At 58.1% G+C, this 20,945-nt stretch carries 11 protein-coding genes; 4 read left to right on the forward strand and 7 right to left on the reverse strand.

The window, feature by feature from the left end; translation table 11 throughout:
* Window positions 1–93: 93 nt before the first annotated feature.
* Together ACZA91_RS03950 and ACZA91_RS03955 are read left to right on the forward strand one after the other, a co-directional pair.
* Window positions 94–336 carry a hypothetical protein gene (locus ACZA91_RS03950; protein WP_099531800.1) on the forward strand — a complete coding sequence of 81 codons (243 nt, stop codon included), beginning with the start codon at window positions 94–96 and terminating at the stop codon, window positions 334–336.
* 69 nt (window positions 337–405) lie between these two features.
* The gene (locus ACZA91_RS03955) at window positions 406–948 is read left to right on the forward strand and encodes a GNAT family N-acetyltransferase (RefSeq protein WP_463184788.1); all 543 of its coding nucleotides are present in this window, start codon (window positions 406–408) and stop codon (window positions 946–948) included.
* Here the strand turns inward: ACZA91_RS03955 and ACZA91_RS03960 are convergent.
* On the reverse strand, window positions 870–2,159 hold the full coding sequence (locus ACZA91_RS03960; protein WP_463184789.1) for an urease accessory protein UreH domain-containing protein: 1,290 nt from the start codon (window positions 2,157–2,159) through the stop codon (window positions 870–872). The genes ACZA91_RS03955 and ACZA91_RS03960 overlap by 79 nt on opposite strands.
* A gap of 338 nt (window positions 2,160–2,497) precedes the next feature.
* On the opposite strand from ACZA91_RS03960, the gene ACZA91_RS03965 reads away from it, so the two are divergent.
* Window positions 2,498–3,304 carry an aminotransferase class IV gene (locus ACZA91_RS03965; RefSeq protein ID WP_463184790.1) on the forward strand — a complete coding sequence of 269 codons (807 nt, stop codon included), beginning with the start codon at window positions 2,498–2,500 and terminating at the stop codon, window positions 3,302–3,304.
* Between the two features lie 111 nt (window positions 3,305–3,415).
* On the opposite strand, the gene ACZA91_RS03970 is transcribed toward ACZA91_RS03965, so the two are convergent.
* The 5 genes from ACZA91_RS03970 to ACZA91_RS03990 all read right to left on the reverse strand — a co-directional run bounded on the left by ACZA91_RS03970 (window position 3,416) and on the right by ACZA91_RS03990 (window position 16,847).
* Window positions 3,416–8,893, reverse strand: a complete 5,478-nt coding sequence (locus tag ACZA91_RS03970; RefSeq protein WP_463184792.1) for a hybrid sensor histidine kinase/response regulator — start codon at window positions 8,891–8,893, stop codon at window positions 3,416–3,418.
* 503 nt (window positions 8,894–9,396) lie between these two features.
* Window positions 9,397–13,434 carry a methyl-accepting chemotaxis protein gene (locus ACZA91_RS03975; protein WP_463184794.1) on the reverse strand — a complete coding sequence of 1,346 codons (4,038 nt, stop codon included), beginning with the start codon at window positions 13,432–13,434 and terminating at the stop codon, window positions 9,397–9,399.
* 140 nt (window positions 13,435–13,574) lie between these two features.
* Window positions 13,575–14,111, reverse strand: coding sequence for a chemotaxis protein CheW (locus ACZA91_RS03980; RefSeq protein ID WP_099531795.1), 537 nt, complete (start codon window positions 14,109–14,111; stop codon window positions 13,575–13,577).
* 340 nt (window positions 14,112–14,451) lie between these two features.
* Entirely contained in the window at window positions 14,452–14,817 is a 366-nt protein-coding gene (locus tag ACZA91_RS03985) for a response regulator transcription factor (RefSeq protein WP_099531794.1), read from the reverse strand.
* Window positions 14,818–15,620: 803 nt separating this feature from the next.
* Window positions 15,621–16,847, reverse strand: coding sequence for a response regulator (locus ACZA91_RS03990; protein WP_099531793.1), 1,227 nt, complete (start codon window positions 16,845–16,847; stop codon window positions 15,621–15,623).
* Between the two features lie 838 nt (window positions 16,848–17,685).
* Here ACZA91_RS03990 and hmpF point away from each other — a divergent pair.
* A complete protein-coding gene (gene hmpF / locus ACZA91_RS03995; RefSeq protein WP_190534838.1) occupies window positions 17,686–19,416 on the forward strand; it encodes a pilus motility taxis protein HmpF in 1,731 nt (576 codons plus the stop codon).
* 94 nt (window positions 19,417–19,510) lie between these two features.
* Here hmpF and ACZA91_RS04000 read toward each other — a convergent pair whose 3' ends face one another.
* Entirely contained in the window at window positions 19,511–20,833 is a 1,323-nt protein-coding gene (locus tag ACZA91_RS04000; protein WP_463184797.1) for a HEAT repeat domain-containing protein, read from the reverse strand.
* Between the last annotated feature and the right edge of the window lie 112 nt (window positions 20,834–20,945).

Genomic DNA, 20,945 nt, shown 5'->3' on the forward strand with positions numbered 1-20,945 from the left:
TCTGAGAAACCCAATGCGGGATTGGGCGGGTTTTCTGTCAAAATAAGTGCCAAGAAATATTACAGAACGTTATCAAAATTAGAGAGGTCGGTGATGGCGTTTTTCCGGCAGTATGTGGCTCCCTTCCTGGTGGTGTTGATCTTCGCGGTGGCATTGATCGCCGTGAGTGCACGGATCTTCTTGCCCAATGATTTGGCCGCGCCCGCACCGATCGGGGCGATCGACTTCCCTTCCCCCATTGCTCAACAAACTACGCCCTCTGCACCGTTGCCGCCTTCCCTGTCTGCGTTGGTGCAAGGGTCTGCGCCCGATTTGGATCTCTCTGCCAGTTTGTAGCCTGCGGGTTGGAGTCTGCGGACTGATGCCGCCATGAATCAGCCATCCGACCCAGGGCCGGAGCCTGGGATGGGGCAACAATCCAATCAGTTACCCACAGGCTATCGATTACGGCGAGGGAGCCGGGCCGATCGCCCCCAATTGTTGGCGGGCTTGGCGGCCACCTACCGAGAGCTAATGCCCCTGAGTCCAGACCCAACGGCGATCGCCCTGTTGGTCGATCGACTCTGGACGGCCGATGGGCAACTGTGGTGGGTGGAAGCGGCCACGGCTCAGGCTAGTGACGGTCAATCGAACGGTCAATCTTGGGTTGCGGGTCTGTGGTTGGGCTGGGCGATCGACCCGGAAACCGGCCAGCGACGGGCCCAACTGCTTTGGCTCTATGTGCAACCGGCGGAACGGCGGCGCGGTTTGGCTCGGGCCCTGCTGCATCAAGCGGAACAGCAGGCCAAACAGGCCGGTTGCGATCGCCTGGGGCTGCAAGTGGGAGCCAGCAACCAAGCGGCGATCGCCCTTTATCAATCCTTGGGCTATCAGACCCGATCGCTGGAACTAGTGAAATCCTGGGATGGGGCGGCGGTCAGGGACGCAGACGCACCGGCCACGCCGTGATAGAGCGCACCCAGGCCCCACAGTTGCCAAAACCAACGCACCCGCGCCAACAAAACCAGGGTTAGCCCACAGCCAACCCCCATTGCCCGCCGCCAAACCGATCCCCCATCCCCGATCGTGGTTGGCCCGCCCGCCAGGGTCATGTGCATCCCGATCACCACCAGGGCGGGAATGGCCGCCAGGTGTAAGGTGCGCCAGTGGGAGCCTAACCAGCGCATGGCTCGATCGAAACTGGTGAGAGCCAACAACGTCAGCAACCCGATCGCCCCCACACCGGCCCAAATCCCCACCTGCTGGCGAGGGTGCAAAAAGCCCACCGCCCCCCAGTCCCAATCCAGGGAGTGATCGAGCATATGGCCCGTATGGGCCAGGGCCAACAACCAAGTGCCCACCCCGATCACCCGGCGATAGCGCAGGGGGGCCGCCCACAACCGACTGATGGGCCGAGCGATCAGGGATAAACTCAGCAGCACCAAGGAACCATAGCCCGTCAGATCCTGCATGGCGCTGGTGCGACCCAGGGTTAACAGCCCGATCGCGATCGTCACCCAACCGGCCATCCGAAAGAGTTGGCTGCGTCGATCTTGGCCAATGGAGCCAGCCCAAGCGCCCGTTAAAACCATGGTGGGCAAGGTTCCCAGCCCAAAGACCAGCATGGTCAGGCTGCCCCCGATCGCGCTGCCCGTTTCCGCCGCCTTAATTTGGGCCGCATACAAAAATCCACAGGGAATTAGCCCCCAAACCAGCCCCACGGCCAACGGCATCCACCAACGGGTTTGGCCAGCAATGGTGAGCATGGTTTTTTCGAGGCGATCGCGTTGGGGCCCCCGGGCCAGGGGATGCCAGAGCGGCAAGCGGGGCAACCATTGGGGTCGCACTTGGGCAAGGCCAAACCAAATCAACATCAACCCCGTCAGGACGCTCAGGCTTTGGCGCAGGGGGCTATCAATCCCCGTCAGTTGTCCGCCCGCCACCAGCAAAGATCCCAAACTCCCGATCGCCCCGCCCGCCACGGCATAGCTGAAAATTCGCCCCAAATTCAGCAACAAATGGAAGCGGCCCAACTGCCACCAGGTTTTGGCTCCCGCTTGCGGCAAGGATCGAGGGTCTCCCGACAGGGCAAAGGCCACCGCCAAAGGCCCACACATACCCGCACAGTGACCAAAACTACCCAAAAAACCCAGCGCCCAAATCAAGCCCCAGTCAAGCATCTCCCCAGATCCCGTTTTCCTGTAGTTTCCCAATGGCCCCCGGTCGATCGCTCCTGGCAACCGAAAACCTGAGGTAGTTCTAGTTCTCCGCAATGGCGCTGTTTTGGTTGAGTTCTGAACTCGATCGCCATCATGCTGATTAGCTCAACCGGATCGGCTCAACTGGATTAGCTCAACTGGATTAGCTCAACCGGCTTGGCACTGAACTCGATCGGTGCAAACGGTTGGTTAACCCAATCAAGGTTTCAGCAAGGGGACAAAATTCAGCACAACGATTACGGTAAACAAGCGGGGCAATGATCCCGTCAGTATTTTTGAGCTTACCCGCAATTGGTTTCATGCCTGCCCAGTGGTATCACGGTCAACCCCTCGATCAGCGCACCATTACTCTGGATGTCACGGATCCGGGGTTGATATTTGGGGCCACAACCTTCACAACCTTGCGCATTTACGATCGCGATCTCCACGGACCCATGACCCAATGGCTGGCCCACCGCGATCGGCTCTACAACACTCGCAGTCAGTTGGGACTGCCCCAGCCGGATTGGGAACAGGTGGAACAGGGAGCAACCCTGTTGGCGGCTGAATATCCGGTGGTGCGGGTCACTCTTTTTTCCGATGGGCGGGAGTGGATTGTGGGGCGAGAATTGCCCTCCAATTTGACCCAAAAACAAACACAGGGCATTGTGGCTTGGGTGGCCCAGGCAGCCCACTACCGCCGTTCGATCGCCGTTCACAAAACGGGCAATTATCTTCCCTGTTGGCTGGCATTGCAAACGGCCCAGCGACAGTTTTTGGGCCCCGAACCGGCATCCGAAGCCATTTTGGTTGATGAGGATGGGCGCTGGCTGGAAACCAGCACGGGCAATCTTTGGGGATTTCGGGATGGGCGTTGGTGGACTCCGCCCCTGGGGGATTGCTTACCGGGCATTGCTCGATCGCACCTGATTCGCCAGCTCCAACGTCACGGGCAACCGATCGGCGTTGACCAACCCTGGACTGCCGATTGGGTGGAAGGATTCGAGGCGATCGCCTATTCCAACAGCGTGGTGGAGGTGGTTCCCTTCCATGCGGTGCTAGACGGCCACCGGGTACATCGATTGGCGATCGAACCGGTGGCCGAACTCCAGGCTCTCTACCAATAGGGCAATCAAGCCGTTCGCGCAGGATCCGTTGGTTCAGGATCCATTGAGCATTGCTCGGCCGAGCAGCTTAGGTACTGGTTAGGCGCTGGTCGGGAATTTAGGCGCTAGGCGTTAGGCATTGGCCGTGATCAGCACTTCACCCCGCAGCATTCGCCGCGCCGCATCCAGGAGGGCTTCTTCCAGGTAGGGCTTGGTGAAGTAACCCTTTGCGCCCAAGTCAACGGCCATTTTCCGGTGCTTGTCGGCTCCCCGAGAGGTGAGCATGGCCACAGGCAGTTCACAGAGGGTTTCTTCCGTCTGCAATCGCTGCAAGAGCTGCAAGCCGTCCATGCGCGGCATTTCAATATCACAGAACACCAAGTCACAGGGCAAGCCCGATCGCAGTTTTTCCCAAGCCTCTTGACCGTCGCGGGCCTGCTCCACCTGATAACCCGCTTTCTGGAAGGTCATCTTCAGCAGCTCGCGCACCGTGATCGAGTCGTCCACAATCAACACCATCGGATCCTTTTGCTCCGTCGGTGGCTCCACGATGTGGATGTTGTCGGATTCCCAACGGCCGCTGACGGTATCGCGTCGGATGCGACCCTTCGCCAGGTCAATTAGCTCCAGCACATCGGCGATCGGCATGACGCGCCCATCACCCAACACCGTCATCCCAGCAATGCCCAGGGGCTTGGGCACGGGGCCTTCCGGTTGCTTAATTACGATTTCTTGCTCGCCCAGTACCCGATCGACCTCGATCGCAATGAACTCACCGGCACTGCGCAACACCACGATCGCCAAGGAGTCATCTTCCTGGTTGCCGCCATAGATGTTGCCGCGACTCAGGTGGCGGTTGTATTTCAGCAGCTCAGTGAGGGGATGCAGCGTCAAGATTCGATCACGCCAGGCAATGCAGCGGCGACCTTCCTTATCGGTCTGCACATCCTCCGGGTGAATATCGGGCGGCGTGTCTTCCACCCCATCCATCGGAAACGCGATCGTGGCGTGATCGCTCAAGCACCGCAGCGCCTTGCAAATACTCAGGTTCAGGGGCAACCGGATGGTGAAGGTCGTTCCCCGTCCCAATTCTGAATCAATGCTGATGCTGCCGCGCAGTTCCTGAATTTTGCGCATCACCACATCCATACCCACGCCGCGCCCGCCAAACTCATCGGCCTGGTCTTTGGTGCTGAAGCCCGGCAGAAAGAGCATTTCATAGATTTCTTGGCGCACCATATTGCGGGCCTGGTTGGGGTCAATCAAGCCCTTCTCGATCGCCTTTTGTTTCACCCGCTCCGTATTAATTCCCGCCCCATCATCGGACAGGGAAATCACCGTTTGGTTCCCTTGATAAAACGCCCGAATGGTGAGCTTGCCGGTGGGGGGTTTGCCTGCCGCCACCCGCGCTTCAGGCGTTTCAATGCCATGCACCAGGGCGTTATTGATCATGTGGGTAATTGGACTCGATAGCTCCTGGGATAGGAACTCATCGATCGCCGTTTCTTTGCCCTCAATGATCAGATCCACGTCCTTGCCACAGCGCTCAGACACCGATCGCACTGCCCGGGGCAACCGTTCCACCGTGCGCGCAAAGGTCACCATGCGCGACTTATTCAAGTTCTCTTGAATCTGGGTGGTGATTTGCCGCAGGTTCCGCACCAGTTGATCGGTTTGTTCCACCACGAAGTCAATGTCGGAGGCAGACTCCCGCACCCGCACAATCAACTCAATGATTTCTTGAGATTGGGTGTGGAAGGGGGTGAAGCGATCCAGCTCTAGTTCTCCCAATCCCATCCGGCCGCCGTGGGTGTCAGACTCACCGCTGTGATGGGTGTCGGAATGTCCGCCGCCACTGCCGCCGCGCCGCCCCGACAGCAGGGACATTTCCAGGAGCGATCGCTCGTAAAAGTCCTGCATCCGTTGCCCCACATCCCCCAACTGCTGCACCCGTTGGGTCAAGTTTTCCAAGGACTGGCGCAGGCGCTCTTGGCCCTGTTCCATGCTGTTGCGGTTCACCACCATTTCCCCAACCAGGTTGTTGAGGTTGTCCAAGTTCCGCACCGGCACTTTGATGATTTGCTCGGCCCGTAAATTGCGGTTGGCGGCCGCTTCCATTTCGCGCTGACCGTTCGCCACGGGAGTCGGGGCCGATCGAGCTGGAGACACCGCAGGACTGGGGCCGGTCGCTGGGGCAGCCTTGGCCGGGGTCTCGAGTATCTCCACCAAAGCGTCAAAGTCTAGATCGAGGCCACCGGTGCTGCCAGCGGGCGCGGGGGTTGTGGCTGGGGCCGCCACATCGCCAAATAGATCCTCAAAGCGATCGGGGCTGTTGGTGGCGGCCGTCGTTGACAGATTCAGATTCTTCAGCAGATTATCCAGCTCATCGGCATCGCTGGCCGCCTGGCTCGCCGGAGCCGGTGCAGCGGAACCCTCTAGGGCATTGAGCAGGTCATCAAGGGTGCTGTCACCGGCCGGCGCAGATCCCGGCTCCTGATTCAGCAGTTGATCCAGATCGCCCAAATCACCCAAACCGCTGAGACCGTCCATCATCGGCTCACTGGTGGGGGGCGCACCCAAGAGCGCATCCAAATCTTCCAAGTCCGAACCGGCCAGCGGATCAACCGCATCAACGGGTAATCCTAGGTCACCCAAATTACCAAAATCACCCAAAGTCCCCAAGTCTCCTAAGCCACTCAAGTCGTTTAGATCACCCAGGCCCCCGAAGTCAAAGTCATCGGCGCGATCGGCACTGGCTACCTCCTGTGGCTCACTGAGATCCAAGGGGCTGCTCCAGTCGGCCGTTCCCATCAAGAAGTCAGGGGCTTCGCCATCAGCGGTGGCTTCCAGGCTGGTCGCTTCCCCAAAATCCAAATCGTCCAAGGCTGCCCAATCATCATCCAGCGCAGGAGCAGGGGCCGACGCGGCAGCGGGGGCCAACAGGGCATCCAAATCCGAGAGAATGGGCGGCTCCGTGAAGTTTTCCGGAGTCCAGAGGGCGGCTGCATCATCGTTGGCCCCTGCGAGATCTGCTTCGGCCTCGGCCAGGTCTAGATCTTCTTCTAGACCGCTCAGATCGGTCGTTCGCCGATCGGAGAACAGATCTTCCAGACCTTCGGAACTGAGGGTGGAGCGATCGATCCGAATGGCTTTGGCCCCATTCACGTCGTAACTGAGGTCAGCCGCCTCATAGACCGGCTCGGCCGGCTCCGCAGAAAGCGGATCGTCCAGCAGGGTATCGATGTCTTGGATAAAGTTCTCAGCGGTTGAGGTTTCCGCGTCCGGCAACATCACATCGGGCGATTCCACCAACAGATTCGCGAAGGGATCCACCTCCTCCAAGGGATTGGCATTCAAGATGCCATCCAAGTCGAACTGATCAAGGGCGGGTAAGTCGTCTAGGGACGGATCCACCAGGGCCGGCATGGCGGTAGTCGGCGCGAGATCCTCATCGGTCAGATCAACGGCGCTGAAGTCGCTCAGATTATTGAAATCATCGGTCAGGTCAACGGCGCTGAAGTCACTCAGATTATTGAAATCGTTGAAGTCCAAATCAGGGGCGGAGTCCGACCAATTATCGTCCAGGTCGATCGCGGCCAAGTCAGGCAACTCCCCTGGCGACATATCCCCGAGATCCAACCCATCCCCCCAACGATCTGCGGTTGCTTCCGGGGTCGCTGCGGCCGCCACATCTAGATCGGCTAGATCAGCCAGTCCTGCATTGCCAAAGTCTAGGTCTGCATGGGCCAGATCTACGTTGGCCAAATCTGCGGCCCAAGCATCCAGACCAGCCATGTCATCGATCGCCCCAGTCTCTGGTAACGGATCGAGGGTCAGCTCTGGAGGCGCAATCTCACCCGTCAGGCCATCAATCAGATCCAACCCCAGGTCTGAGCCGAAATTGCCATCAAGATCATCCAGATTCCCCAGCGCCGGATCAATCACCGTCGTCAAATCCGGGTCATCATCTCCCAACTTTTGGAGTTCATTGGGGATCGGTTCGATCGCCGTGGGATTGCTGATCAGCTCCGTGGAGAAGGTCAGGTCGCCGCTGGGCACCACCCGCAGATCGGTGGGTTCCTCTTCCGCATCCAAGCCCAGATCGAACAGGTCATCCGAGGCGATCGGGTTGACTTCCGTGGCCGTTTCCACCGCATCCAGCAGCGCATCCAGATCATCATCACCAATGAGATCGATCGCCCCCGTGCTTTGACCCGCATTCACCAGCAGTCCATTGCCACTCGATGGCTCGTCCCCAAAGGACAACAGGTCATCGATGGACTCTAAGCCCATATCCGCCACCGAATCGGTGGTATCCATCTCATCCAGCAGATCGTAGCCCAGTGCATCCAGAGAACTGGTCAAGGCATCAGCATCCGCCGACGATTCCTCATGGGTAAAGATTAGATCTGACAGGTCATAGTCCGCGGCCTGATTTAGGGGTAACCCAGCCCCTGACTCCGAACTTTGCCCCGGCAGATCAGCCTCCAAATCCTGGGAGCTTTGGCGAAACAAGTCCGCCAACACGTCCAATTCAGCCACGCCCACTTCCGGCCCCGTGCCCGGTTCTGCCCTTGGCCGTTCCACCCGACTGGTTTGGGTGGGTGATGGAGTGGGGCTTAAATCCAGCTCATCCATCCGGGTTACGACGGTGTTGCTGGTTTCTGTAAACCAATCTTGCTCAAACTCATCGCCCTGGCTGTGGGTGATGTCGGTAATTTCGGGCGCTAATTCGTCGTTGAGTAAGTCGTCGAAGTCAAATAGATCTACATCTAGGCTGCTGGGGCTGGGGGCAACCGGCTGGGGAACCAAGGCCCGTAACTCACTGCCCAAGCAGATCTCCTGGCTGCGATCGTCCAGAACCAGATCTTGAGCCTGCTTCAGGTCGCGAATAATGGTGGGCGCTAGGGTTTTGTAGGAGTTGGTGGGGCAACCGATCGCCTGGCTGGCCGCATCCAGTAGCTCCACCCAGCCGGTAATGCGGCTGCTTTTGCCCAAGTCAGACAAGCGCTGACACATCCATTGGAGCTGCGCGCGTTGCTGAGGACTGTCCCCTTGGCGAAACAGATCCAACATTTCCCGCAACAGTTGGGGCACCTGTTGCTGAAAAACCTGATGGGTGCGATCGGCCGCCCAAGCATCCTCACTTTGGGATGAGAGGGTACGATGCAGCACGCTGGGCATGTCCACTTCATGGACGGCGAGGCCCAAACGTTCTGCCAGGGCGTTAAACGCCGGCTCCGAATCCTGTAGCACGCGGTTGCCCACTTCGGTGGTGAGGCCAAAGGGGCCCTGGAGATGGTCGAGCAGTTCCACCAGGGTGTCAAAGGCCCGCAAGAACAGGCTTTCCAACTCCCGATCGATATGAATCGGATGTTCTTTCAGGACTTTGAAAAAGTCTTCAATCCGGTGGGCGGCCTGTTGGATGCTCTCGAATTCCAACATGCCCGCGCCCCCCTTGATCGAGTGGGCCGCCCGAAAGACCTCATCCATCAGCTCCGGGTCTTCGATCGTCCCCTGCAAGTTCATGAGGCCTTGCTCGATGGTTGTGAGGTAGTCCTTGGCTTCCTCAATGAAATAACCGACGATGCGTTGCTGTTGATCTTGCATGGAACATAGCCTCCGAAGCGTTTGCCCGCATGATCAAGGGCACTGCCAGCCAACTCGATGCGGATTTGGGGCGAATCAAAAGATGGATCGACAAAGGGTTGCTGGCGACTCAAACTCGCTCACGGGGCGAGCCGCTGAACCTTCCAAGCCGTGACAATGACTTCAGAATTCAGCATGGAATCTCCAGCTTGGAATCTACTGTACTCGATCCATTTCAGATCAGCTTCCATGGATACATCTTGAACCGTCTGATCCACTTGGGTTTGATTCGTTCAAATTGGACTTGTGCCATATGGGACTGACCCAAATTGGGCTGGTCTAAATCGACCCGAATCTAATTGATCCCAACCCCAGAGGGCGAGGACTCAAGACAACCCAGGAAACCGTAGCATTCACCCTCCAAAATTTTGAGCCGTGATTGGGCAATGGGCCGCTAATCCGTTCGCAATTGGCCACGATCGCCCCTGATGCCCCCGCTCATGGTGACTCAGAATCACTCAGGGCTACTGATTGCTGCTGTCAACACGGAAACGCTCCACGGAGGAGAGCAGATCGCCCGCCACGCGCACCAGAATTTGCAGGGACTCGGACACCCGCTGCGATTCTTGGGAGGTGTCTTGGGCGGTCTTTTCAACCGATCGCACCACTTGAGCCACGGAGCGGGAGGTGTCCGTTTGCTCCACGGTGTCCGCCGTAATCGATCGCACCAGCACATCAATCCGGTTCGACACTTGGATGATGTCATCGAGCGCGCGCTTGGCCTGTTCCGCCAGCTTGGTTCCTTCCAACACCTGTTGTGTGCCGTCTTCCATCGCTCGCATCACCAAGTTGGTTTCACTTTGGATTTGCATCACGATCTTTTCAATTTCCTTGGAAGCCTTGGCGGCGCGATCGGCCAACTGTCGCACTTCATCCGCCACGATTGCAAAGCCCTTGCCCGCTTCGCCAGCCCTGGCCGCTTCGATACTGGCGTTGAGGGCGAGCAGGTTGGTACGGGAGGCGATCGTGGCAATCAAGGCCACAATCTTGGAAATTTCTTGGGTGGATTCCGCCAGTCGTTTCACCTTGCGGGCGGTTTCCGCCACCGTTTCCCGAATTTGCAAAATCCCGGCCACGGTGCGCTCCACCGCTTCGCCTCCCTTCAAAGCGGTCGCGGAGGCGGAACGAGCCACTTCCTCGGCTTCGCGGGCACTTTCGGCCACCCGCTGAATCGAGTCGGTCATCACCTGCACAGAATTGAGGGTCACGGCCAACTCTTCCGCCTGCCGAAGTGCATCGGAGGAGAGCGATCGGGCAAAAGACTCGTTTTCCGAGGAGCGCTTATTCACCTGCAAAGCGGCCGTTTTCACCTGCTGCACAATTTCTCGCAGGTTTTGAATGGTCAGGTTGAACGAGTCGGCCACTGCGCCCAGCACGTCGGCGGTCACTTCCGCCTGTACGGTTAGGTCGCCTCGGGCAGCCCCTTCCACGTCGTCCAGCAGCCGAATCACTTGTCGCTGGAGGTCTTCGCGAGCCTGCTCCTGTTCTTGGGCTTTGCGCTGGGCCTCGCCCATGGTGCTCAAAATCACCCGGGTCATTTGGTTAAAGGAGTTGGCCAGTTCCCCAAACTCGTCATCCCCAAAAACCCGAGCTGTGGCATGGAGACTGCCTTGGCAAACGGAATCCAACTGGGCTTGCAAATCGCCCGTGGCCCGCTCCACATGCTGGGCAGTGCGACGGCCCAGGAACAGGGCCACCCCGCCTCCGGTGGCTCCCGCCAACAGGGAGGAAACCAGACCGATGGTGCGAATGTCGCCCATTAGTTGCGGACTGATGCCCCGATCGCGCACATGGGTCATGGTTAAGTGCGTGGTGCCCGCCACGGCCAGGAATGACACAATCCCAGCCATCACCGCCGTGACGGTTTGCTTGGTGGTCAGGCGGGCATTGTCGAAGGAAGCCAGCCAACCATCTTCGGATGGGGTGACCGGTTCGGCGGCGCGGCTTTCGGGCTGGTCAAAGCTCAGCAGTTCTTCGTTGTTGGAACTGGTGGCGATGTTGAAAACCTCGTTGTCTCCCCCAACAAAGTTAGAGAGAGGTTCTCCCATCACGCCCAGGGAGGGTTCCCCAAGGGAAAATTCGTCGCCACCGTCCGATCGCGGCACGAATTCCGAGGAGGTGTTGGTCAAGCTGAAGTCCGGTAGGCTGCCGAGGTCGTCGAATTCATCGAAGTCATCCATGAAGTCGCTGGCGGCGGCGGCTCCGTCATCCGCGATCGCGGACAGGGCCCCGGAGGCCGGATCATCCACCGATCGAGCAGGGCTGGTGAAAGCCATGCCCGGGGCCCCGTTGATCATGTCGAGGGGGAACGCATCATCATCGGACTCCGGCTCCATGACCGGCGGCTCATTGAAAATGCCAAAATCGCCAGCCTCGTTGTCTTCCGGCTCGATCGCCCCCAAGGCCGGCTCCGGCTGTGCATCCCAGGAGCCGCCCCCAAAGGCTGTGGCACTCAAGTCTTCAGGGTTGAACTCGTTGAACTCATCCGGGTTGAACTCTGCCCCGTTGAAGTTCCCGCTGCCAAATTCCGCCAAGTCTTGGGCTGTGGCTCCCTGAAGGGTGCTGGGCCCCGCCATCATGAACAGGGTTTCTTCCACCTCATCATCGATCGGGAAAGATCCCTCGATCGGGGCCGCAAAAGGCAACTCGATTCTGGCCGCTGGCTCCTTAACCGCTGGTTCTTGCGTGCCGGCTGGCGGCGGCATGAAGAGGGTGCGATCGTCGTCGGCACTGTCCCCCACAAACACGCCAAAGGGTTCATCAAAAGCATTCGCGCCCGCCAGCGGCCCGGCCGCAGCCGGAGCCGCTGGCTCTGAGAAATCGCCAAAGCCGTCCCCAAACGTCTCGGAGCCAAAGGGATTTTCGGCCCCTGCGGCAACCTCAGCGCCACCAAAATCAGTGCCACCAAAATCAAAATCAGCCTCATCGGCCAGGGGTTGACTCGCTAGCCCATCCGCGTCAAACACGCCAAATCCAAAATCTTCAGGGGCGGATGATTCAGAGCCTGCCGGTGCTGCCCAGTCTTCTGCAAAGGCCGCCGCGGCCGGATCGGCCGGGGTTTCGAGGTCAAAGCCCTCAAAGTCACCGAAGCCATCGGCCGCCAAGTCATTGGTCTCCGTCGAATCGGCAAAATTAGGCGGCTCAAAGCTGGCTTCAAAGGGCGCTGCGGGAGATGTCGCCCCAAAGTCACCTCCAAGATCACCAAAATCTTCAATGGGATCAGCATCCAAGTCCCCAAACACCGGAGCTTCAGAGGTGGACGCGGCAAAGTCTTCTGAGCCAGCCGCTCCAAAGCCCACCGCCTCATCAAAGCCGGCCGATTCGCCGAAGTCGAGGTCAGCCAACGCGGCTCCAAATTGATCTGCACCAAATTGCCCTGCGCCAAACTGATCACCATCGGCCGTGTCGCCGGGCAAATCGCTCGCGAAGTCATCGGCTCCAAAGGCTGATGCGGCCAGGGGATCCGCCCCACTGGTTGCCCCAAAATCAGCTTGATCTAAGTCGAAAGACTGATCACCAAAATCCATGCTGGCCCCAAAAGCATCATCGCTGGTGGGCGATGCCGATGCCGCAAAGGGATCCGCCTCGAAGCGATCGAGCAGCCCCAAATCTGGTGCTGGTGAGGGTGTGGATCCTTCGCTCCCCCCAAAGGGATCGATCAGGAAGGGATCCGCTGCCGGATCTGAGGGGGTGGCTGGTTCCGGAGACCCCAAGGCGGCGAAGGGATCGTCGCTCCCCCCTAGGTCAGCGCCTAGGGCGATCGCCCCGGGGTCGGCTCCCAAGTCCATGCCCGAGTCCGTGCCAAAGTCAAAGTTATCAAAACTGTTGAGGTCATTGGGATCGCTGCCCGGGGATCCATCCCCGAGATCCAGCGCGCCCAAATTGCCTAAATCGGCGCTCTCAAAATCCGCATCTTCAAAGTTGACACTACCGAAGTCTGCACTGCCAAAGTCCGCGCTGCCAAGCTCACCGCTCTCTAGGTCAGCATTGGCAAAGTCCGCGTCACTTTCCAGGTCGCCCAGGGCTTCGGCCATGGTGCTGTTGCCGGCCAGTAGTCCCGTTTCCGTGCCCTGGGGGTCACTCATCAATTCATCAAAATTGAAGTCCCCATCATCAATCAACGGTTGATCGGCTAGATGGGTGTTGCCACCGTTGGTAGTGGTTTCCTGATCGCCAAAGTCGAATTGGTCAAAGTTGGGAGTTTCGTCATAACCATTACCGGCGCTCAGGGCCTGGCTGGTGGCGGCTAACCCTGAATGGGCGTATTCCACAAAGGTGGGGTCGCTGGTCAGGCTGAGCACGGACTGGTATTCCACCTGGGCCGTGTCGTATTGGTTTAGGCCATAGCAGTAGATGTGGCCTCGGAGTAAGCGAACGCTGGGATCATCGGGATAGGCCTGGGCAAGCCGATCGATCGCGGCGGCAGCTTCGGGGTAATTACCGCTGGTGTAGGCATCATTGGCCCGCTGGTAATCCTGGTTGTAATCCGTGCTGGATGCCATTGACCTTCTCCGGGACGATCGAACTCTGGCGCGTTTAGAAAATTGCGGCTGGGGGCGCGTGGGGCCGCTTGTAACAATTGGGCAAACAATTGGGCAAGTCAGGTACGAGCATAGCCGCCCATCGTACTTCGATGCTACTCCTATCCTGCGGATTGACCCAGGCGGTTAGACCGCAAAATGGCCACATGATCCAGTAATTGCAGAATTCGATTGTTACTCAATCGCCACTCTCCGCGCAAAAATTCCCCGATCGGATCATTCACGCTACTCAAGGCTTCCACATTGTCCGGCTTGAGCCAATACATACCCGCCACCCGGGCCACCGCCAAGCCAAGCATCATATCCCCTTCCTCGATCGCAATCACCGGCACCTCCGCCCGATCGGTATTCAGCGGGATGGTTTCCCCCAAGAATTGCCCCAGATCCACCACCCAAATCACCTGCCCCCGAATATTCAAGGTTCCTAACAACAGGGGAGACACGTTCGGCACAGGCGTGATCCGATCGGGAGAGGGTTCACTCACCTCGCGGATAATGACCGCTGGCAACGCCAATTCCCGTCCCGAGGGTAGGTAAAACCGCAGGTGCATCTCACCTTCAGGATTTTCTAGCTCCTGAAGTTCCGGCGACTGATCATCCACACCTCCGCCGGCCAAAAAATCTGGACTTCCGACCACAGCGCTTTCCTCTGGCTCCGTAACAGACTGAAGGGCAACTGCTACCCCACAATTACGTTACGCCATGCATTCGCGATCGCACCCGATCTTTCAGGCAGTCATCACCCCGCTGGGGGCAAAGAGCCAGATTTTGATCTAGCCAAACTGCGCAATTGCCGTTAAATCACCGTTCAATTGTTGCTAATTTCGCGAAACCACACCCATCCTGCCAGATCGGCGCAAGTTTCCTCAATTAGAAGCCAATTTTCTCAACTCCAGATCACCAGATTCAGATCACTGGACTCAGATCACCAAACTTTAGATCACCGAACTCAGATCACCAGATTCCAACCTTTGCCAATCAGCCGCGCAATAATTGCTTCACTGTTCCCACCAACTCTTGAGGCTGAAAGGGCTTAGCAATATAGGCATCTGCGCCTTGTCTCAGTCCCCAGTAGCGATCGAACTCTTCCCCTTTTGAGGAACACATCACCACTGGCACATCCTGCGTTGTGGGATCCGACTTCAAGCGACGACAAACTTCGTAGCCATTCATGCGGGGCATCACAATATCCAAAACGACCAGATCTGGACGCTGCTTTTGCAAACTTTCTAGCGCCTCAACACCATCGGATGCCATGTTGACGGTCAGCCCACTGCCCTGCAAGAGCTCGCCGATCATCTCTCGCTGGGCGACGCTGTCTTCGACAACTAACACTACACTCATGGCTATCTTTCTCGTTTCACTCTGCCTGCCAAGGGGGTCAATCGGGGCGCATGGGGTTCATGACGCAGCGGTGGCTCGTCACCCAAACTCTTGCATTACCGGTCATCGGAACGGGCAATGATTTATCCCAGACGCGATCGGTGCTGCTCTTACTTGAACCATCCTGATCCTGCCAGCTTTAGGGTTCCCAAATCCCTGGCAGCCAACGGACATGGCTACCGGTGAATTGAGGCACGCGAGAATTTAACGACTAGGAGATAGGGAGTGGGTGCGAACCAGCAATCAGGTTATTACCGGCGATCAATGGCCTGGGGGCAATTGCTCTGTTTTCGGCAGGATTGCCGTTGACAAGATCGGCTGATAGAGCTGTGGTGCTGGCCTATGGGCGGGCATAAACCTCACCCATGTCAAGCAATCACGGCTGGTGTTGACTAAGAACACTCAGACCCTGGCAAAATGCCGCTATGCAAGTGCGATGGCTGGCAATGATTATAGCGTCGTGATGGGCGGGCCACGTCTTTTTGCGGGTGGTTGTCACCCACGGAAATCGCAGACCTGCGCCTGAATGCTAGCAGGAACTGACAGCTCGCGCACCCGATTCTTGGCCCGAGTTGGGGCTAACCCGGTTGCGCAAGCGTAAACGATGGTTGGGTTGTTTTTCAACTTTTCTGGCCATCTTTGGGCAATCTTTAGGCAACGCGCTGGCCATTTGACATCCCGTTGGGGCTGGGCGATCGCCCGTTTGGGTTTCTCCGCGAAAGGCCCTAACCCGGTGCTAATTTGAGTCGAATTGGGCGCTTTTGTTAGGGTACAGGGAGAGATTCTGCCGTAGACAGCGCTAGATCGCTTATTTCCTCCTCAGGGGCTGGTTCCAGGCGACCAGAGCCGATATATCGCTCAATTAAGGCTTTTAATTCCTGGCGTTTAAAGGGCTTGGTTAGGTAATCAGTTGCGCCGGCCAAGCGGGCTTGGGTGCGATCGAGAAACCCCTCCCGCCCCGTGATCATGATGATGGGCACATGCCGAAACAATCGAGTTTGTCGCAACATGGCGCATAGCTCATAGCCATCCAAATGGGGCATGGCAATATCGCAGAGGATCAAATCTGGCCGCAGCTCAAACACCTGGCTAATCGCTTCTAGGGCACTGAGAAAGCCCACCACGTCATAGCCCAACAACTGCAACCCCTGCTCGATCGCGCGGCAAACGGCGGGGCTGTCTTCAATGCAAACAATTCTCGGTGCTCGCGGGTTGGGATCCTGAACGGTCATGACCTGATGCCAGCGCGATCGGGCGGCCGAATGCTCCAAAGGCGGCTCGATCAGTTGCACCAACCCCTCCTGGATGTAGGGATAAAGCGCCTGGGCCACGGCCAGGAGCGGCCGCTGGCGGTAGCGAGCAATTTGGCGCAGGGTGATTGACCCGGTGGCCCACTCGCTAAAGGTTTGGAGGGTTTGGGCCGGCAACACTTCTCGCAATCGCTGAACATCCGTCAACACGGGGCACAAATCTGGCGATTGCACGTAGGGATAGAGTTGTTTCCAGTCCTGCAATTCCTGGGCCACTTGGGAAATCAGCGGGCTAACGGCCAAGCTGGTTAAGTGGGGCGCGATCGCCTCGCCCATATTGAAAATGAACCGCCCCTCATGCACCGTCAGCAAATCAAACAGGGCCTCATGCACCATTGCCTGGAGGATGTTGCGGCCCTGCACCGGCTCCAGTTGATGGGTTTCCAGCAATGCCCAAAGATATCCATATTCCGGCTCGCTGATGGAAGCCATTTTGGAAACCGACAGCTCATCAATGGCGGTTTCCAAGGCATAGCGATGGAGATAGTCCCGAAGGCGGGTTGTGCCCCCTTCCCCGGAGGTGCAGTAAACGATCGCCCCTTGGCGAAAGAAGACGAACCAACTGCGGCGATCGCCCGGGTGAGCGCCTTCCACTTCTAAATACAGTTCACCCGTGCGCTGGCCTAACTCAATCAGGTGCAGGAGGCTGCGGATATCAATCTCGCTGAGCTGTCCTTGCATAGGGCTGTCCTGGCACGGGGATAGGGGGGAGTGGGGTTACCCAGTCCTGGCTCCATGCTATCGCGATTGATCAATCCCGAATGGCTCGATCGCAACTTTTTCAAGCTCGATTTTTAAATACATTTTGTCTAATACATTTTGTATAGTAGGGCGGTTGCCCAAGCAACCCGGCGCATCTACTCCAGCAGCGATTCAATTCAGCAGCGATTCAACCCCGAGCTAGTTTTGAATCTCAACAACTCCAGCCAACCCACCCTAAGCAACCGCAGGGAGCTGGCAGAACTTCGCCCCCAGCGGGCTGCTGGCCGGAAAATAGAAGATTGTCCCTCTCAGGTGGCCTCTGGCTGCGTTTGATAAAATCAGCATGGTTTAACCACTCTGCTCATCTTGCAGCGATCTCTCAGCCCTAGCGCTGTGAAACCGAGTCTAAAGGCCAAGAGCGGGAAAAATCAGCAATCCATGGGCAGTCTGACCGAAAAACAGGCCCCTTTTGCAGCACCGGAGAGTAAAACGCCCGGCTCGCGATCGCGAATCGGTGATTTGAAATCCAATGGGTCAAGCTGACGTGCCGATCGCCCCAGTTTTTTTGCCGGTTACGGTCAATGACTGGTCACGATCAACGCAGCGTCAACCCGTGGTCTAATCGAGCAAATAGGGTTGCTCGGCTGGGGCCAAAATCCCCTTGCCCCTGGGCAGGGAAAAGTGTCAATCTCACAGTGGCAGCCAAGTCACGTCTTTATAAGTTGCGTCCTTAAAAAAGCTGCATCTTGAAAGACGATGGCCAACGCCATCATCCGTAGCGCGAAGATCTCACTGAACGAACGAGGGGAAGGGCAGCGTGCTGTATCTTGCAGAAGTCGTCCAAAAACGCGGCTTGATGGGATCAAAGTCAGAATTGAAGCTGCTGGCCTGTCAAAAGGGAGAGCAGTGGAGCGCAATTACCAATGAGGATCCCATCGCTTCAGACGATGCCAGCAATTACAAAGACGGGGCATTAGTGCTGGTGGATGCGATCGGGTCAGGGGCCGATCGCAAAGTCAAGAATATTCAAGAAGGGGCCCGGCAGATTGTCAGCCTGCTGCAAAGCTATTCCCGTCAACAGGAAAAGAATAAGAGCCAGGAAGAAGAAATTCAGCAATGGATGGAGTCCCTGACTTACCAAAGCCAGGAGCTGAACCGGCGGGAACAGGAACTCGATGAGCGGCGCGAAAAACTGGAGCAACTGGAACAGGAGTTGCGGCAGCTCGATCGCCAGCGCCAAGAGGTGCAACAGGCCCGGGAATCGGCCGATCGCCTCAATCAGGAAGTGCAACACAAGCGCCAGGAAATTGAGCAAGCTCAACATGCCCTGCGGGCCCAACAGGAGCAACTCAATCAAGAGCGCCTGGCAATGCAGCAGCAGTTAGCGCAGTCGGCGGGTCTCGATGCCCAACAGGCGGCTCAATTGCAACATTTGCTGCAACAGGCCGCTTCTTCCGTGGTGGCCATGGACTATTTGCAGTCGGCGGTGGAAACTTGCCTGCAAATTACGGCGGCCCAGGAAAGCCTGCTCAACCACGCCCCAGCGGCGGAACCAACCCTTTCCCCAGAGGTGCGGGATTGGATTACGTCAGAAACTCAGACCCTGGCAGCAGCTTGGCAAGATTGGTATGCCCAGCGGGATGATCTGGATCGGGCCCGGGCCGAATGGCGGGCCCAACAAACGGCGCTCGAACTTCATCAACAGCAGCTTTCGGCCGTTGAAGGGCAACTGGCCACCCAACGCAGCTTGCAGACCCTGTTGGAGCAAGCGGCCAATGGGGACGGCCACAGCGATGCAGCCCAGCGGGTCGATCGAGCAGCCTTGGAAGCCATGCCGATCGGGGAGTTGCAAGAGCTGACGGCCCAGTTGCAGCGGGACTTGGAAAAGCTATCGCGGCTGGTGAGTGACGAGGAAGAGGAGCTGAGTGCCAAGCGCCAGGCAATCGAGGAACTGCAAGGCCAAATCAACAGTGCCAATGAGTACGATCGCATTCAGCTAGAGGCAAACCTGGCCGATGAGCGCGACGGTTGCCAGATGCTGGAAGAAACCCTGGTGGGGCAACGGCGCAACCTGCAAGAGCGGGAAGAGGTGCTCCATGCCCACAAAACGGTGCTGAACAAGCGCCAGGGGCTGACTGCTCCCCGAACGGAGGGCGGCGTGGATCTGTCGCCGCTGCTCGATCGGGTGACGCAAGATCTGCAAGCCCTGGAGGAATTGCAAGCCCAATTGCGCGATCGGATTTCCACATTGGAATCCACCGTGCAAGAGGCGGAAATGACCGTGAACCAGCGCCATGGGGACGTGCAGGCCCAATTGCAAATCCTGCAAGATCGGGAACGTGAATTGCAAAGTAAGCAAATTGAGGCCATCACCCAGGGCAGCCAAGGGGGCGACACCCTAACTCAGCCCATGTCTGAGCAGGTTTCCGGCCTGCGGCAACACCTGGAAGCCCTATTGACCAACCTCACCCAGGCAACGGACACCACCCAAGCCCAGCAGGCAACGATCGGGCAAATGCAGCAAATTGTTGCTTCCCTCAGCAAGTAGCTTTCAGTGAGTAGCTGTCAGCAAGTAGCCTTCAGCCAACGACGCTTTAAGCCAACGACGCTTTAAGCCAACGACGCTTTAAGCAAACGACGCTTTAAGCAAACGGCATGGTTGCTCCGTCCTGGGCCGCTTGGGCGATCGCCTGCCATTCCTGAAGGCCTTGGCGGGCGGTGACGGTTGCCTGCTGGGCCGCCGCCTGATCAATCCAAGCCGCGAGCCGATCGGCTCCCTGTTGGGGGTCGATTTGCCGCAGTGCCGCCAACACTTGCAAGGCCAGGGTCGGGGACTGGTCGGGCCGATCGCACAACCGGGGCAGCAGTCGATCGAACGCGGCCGCCACTTGCAAATTACCCAGGGCTTCAATTAAGGCCCCCTGAACTGCCCCGTCGGTGAAGGGAGCCAGGGGCCGATCGAGCCAATCGAGCAGCAGATGAGCCACCCGGCGTTGATAGGTTTGATCGGAACTGTGATGCTGGGCGATCGCCACAATCCCCCCCAACAACAGCTCTGTTTCACCTTGGGGCAACCGCTCTCCCAAGGCCGCTAAGGCCGAGGGCAATCCCATTTGGGCCAACAGCCGCACCACCAACGCTGGTGGTAACTGTCGCCGCTCCCAGGCCGCCACCAAAGCGGCCCGCGCTGATTCATGGCCCCAGTGGCTGAGGGCCAAGGCGGCCGCCTCCGCCACCGAGGCCGCCGGATCGCTCAACAGTTGGGTGAGGGTTTGGGCGATGGTTTCTTGGGCCACTGGGCTGTGGCCCCAACGCTTGGCCCCCAAGGCCGTCACCGCCACCAACCGCACTGTGGCCTCCGAGTCTTGAGTTCCTTGCAGCAGGTGGGGCAACAAGGCGGGATGGGGCAAGCTGCCCAGGGCTTCCAAGGCGGCCCGCCGCAGGGGAGGCTGAGGAGAAGCGGCCCCAATCAGGAGGCCATTAATTGCGTCGGGGTGGTCAATTTGCCCGATCGCCTTGATCACCAAGGGCCCCCAATTTGGATCCGTGAGGTAAGGGTTTAGACAATCCAGCGCCGCCGTTCGCAGTTGGGGCGATCGCTCTGCCAATTTACCCAAGGCCTCGATCGCCGCTGCCTGCACGGAGGGATCCGGCGCGATCGACAGCAGATTCACCAGCGATTGCACTGCCGCCGGGTCGTCAAACTCTCCCAAGGCCCTGGCCACAAACCAGCATTGCTCTAAATCCAGCGCTTCATCAGTCAGCAACGCCACCAGAGCCGGAATCGCAGACTTGCCAATGGTTTTGAGCTGCCCGATCGCCTGCCAGCGCTCATAAAAATCCCCATCCGCCAAAGTCGCCAGCGCCTGATTTAACGCTGGATTGCCCACTGGCTCCAGCACCTGATCCAGCGGTTGACCGGGCAGTTGCCCCAACTCCTGCTCTTGATGGTGATTCAATGGCATAGCCAACCGTTTCTGGATTGAAATGTCTGGATTAAGCTCTTGGAACCTAATCGCTTCTCAGCTTAACCGCCCCTATTGACCTATCTCTCCACTGAACTCTCTGGCAGCCATA

Source organism: Limnothrix sp. CMB-01 (assembly GCF_055193175.1).

Excerpts from the sequence above, each read along its gene's own strand:
- ACZA91_RS03950 (WP_099531800.1), top strand. The coding sequence starts at position 94 with ATGGCGTTTTTCCGGCAGTATGTGGCTCCCTTCCTGGTGGTGTTGATC.
- ACZA91_RS03955 (WP_463184788.1), top strand. The coding sequence starts at position 406 with ATGGGGCAACAATCCAATCAGTTACCCACAGGCTATCGATTACGGCGA.
- ACZA91_RS03960 (WP_463184789.1), bottom strand. The coding sequence starts at position 2,159 with ATGCTTGACTGGGGCTTGATTTGGGCGCTGGGTTTTTTGGGTAGTTTT.
- ACZA91_RS03965 (WP_463184790.1), top strand. The coding sequence starts at position 2,498 with ATGCCTGCCCAGTGGTATCACGGTCAACCCCTCGATCAGCGCACCATT.
- ACZA91_RS03970 (WP_463184792.1), bottom strand. The coding sequence starts at position 8,893 with ATGCAAGATCAACAGCAACGCATCGTCGGTTATTTCATTGAGGAAGCC.
- ACZA91_RS03975 (WP_463184794.1), bottom strand. The coding sequence starts at position 13,434 with ATGGCATCCAGCACGGATTACAACCAGGATTACCAGCGGGCCAATGAT.
- ACZA91_RS03985 (WP_099531794.1), bottom strand. The coding sequence starts at position 14,817 with ATGAGTGTAGTGTTAGTTGTCGAAGACAGCGTCGCCCAGCGAGAGATG.
- ACZA91_RS03990 (WP_099531793.1), bottom strand. The coding sequence starts at position 16,847 with ATGCAAGGACAGCTCAGCGAGATTGATATCCGCAGCCTCCTGCACCTG.
- ACZA91_RS04000 (WP_463184797.1), bottom strand. The coding sequence starts at position 20,833 with ATGCCATTGAATCACCATCAAGAGCAGGAGTTGGGGCAACTGCCCGGT.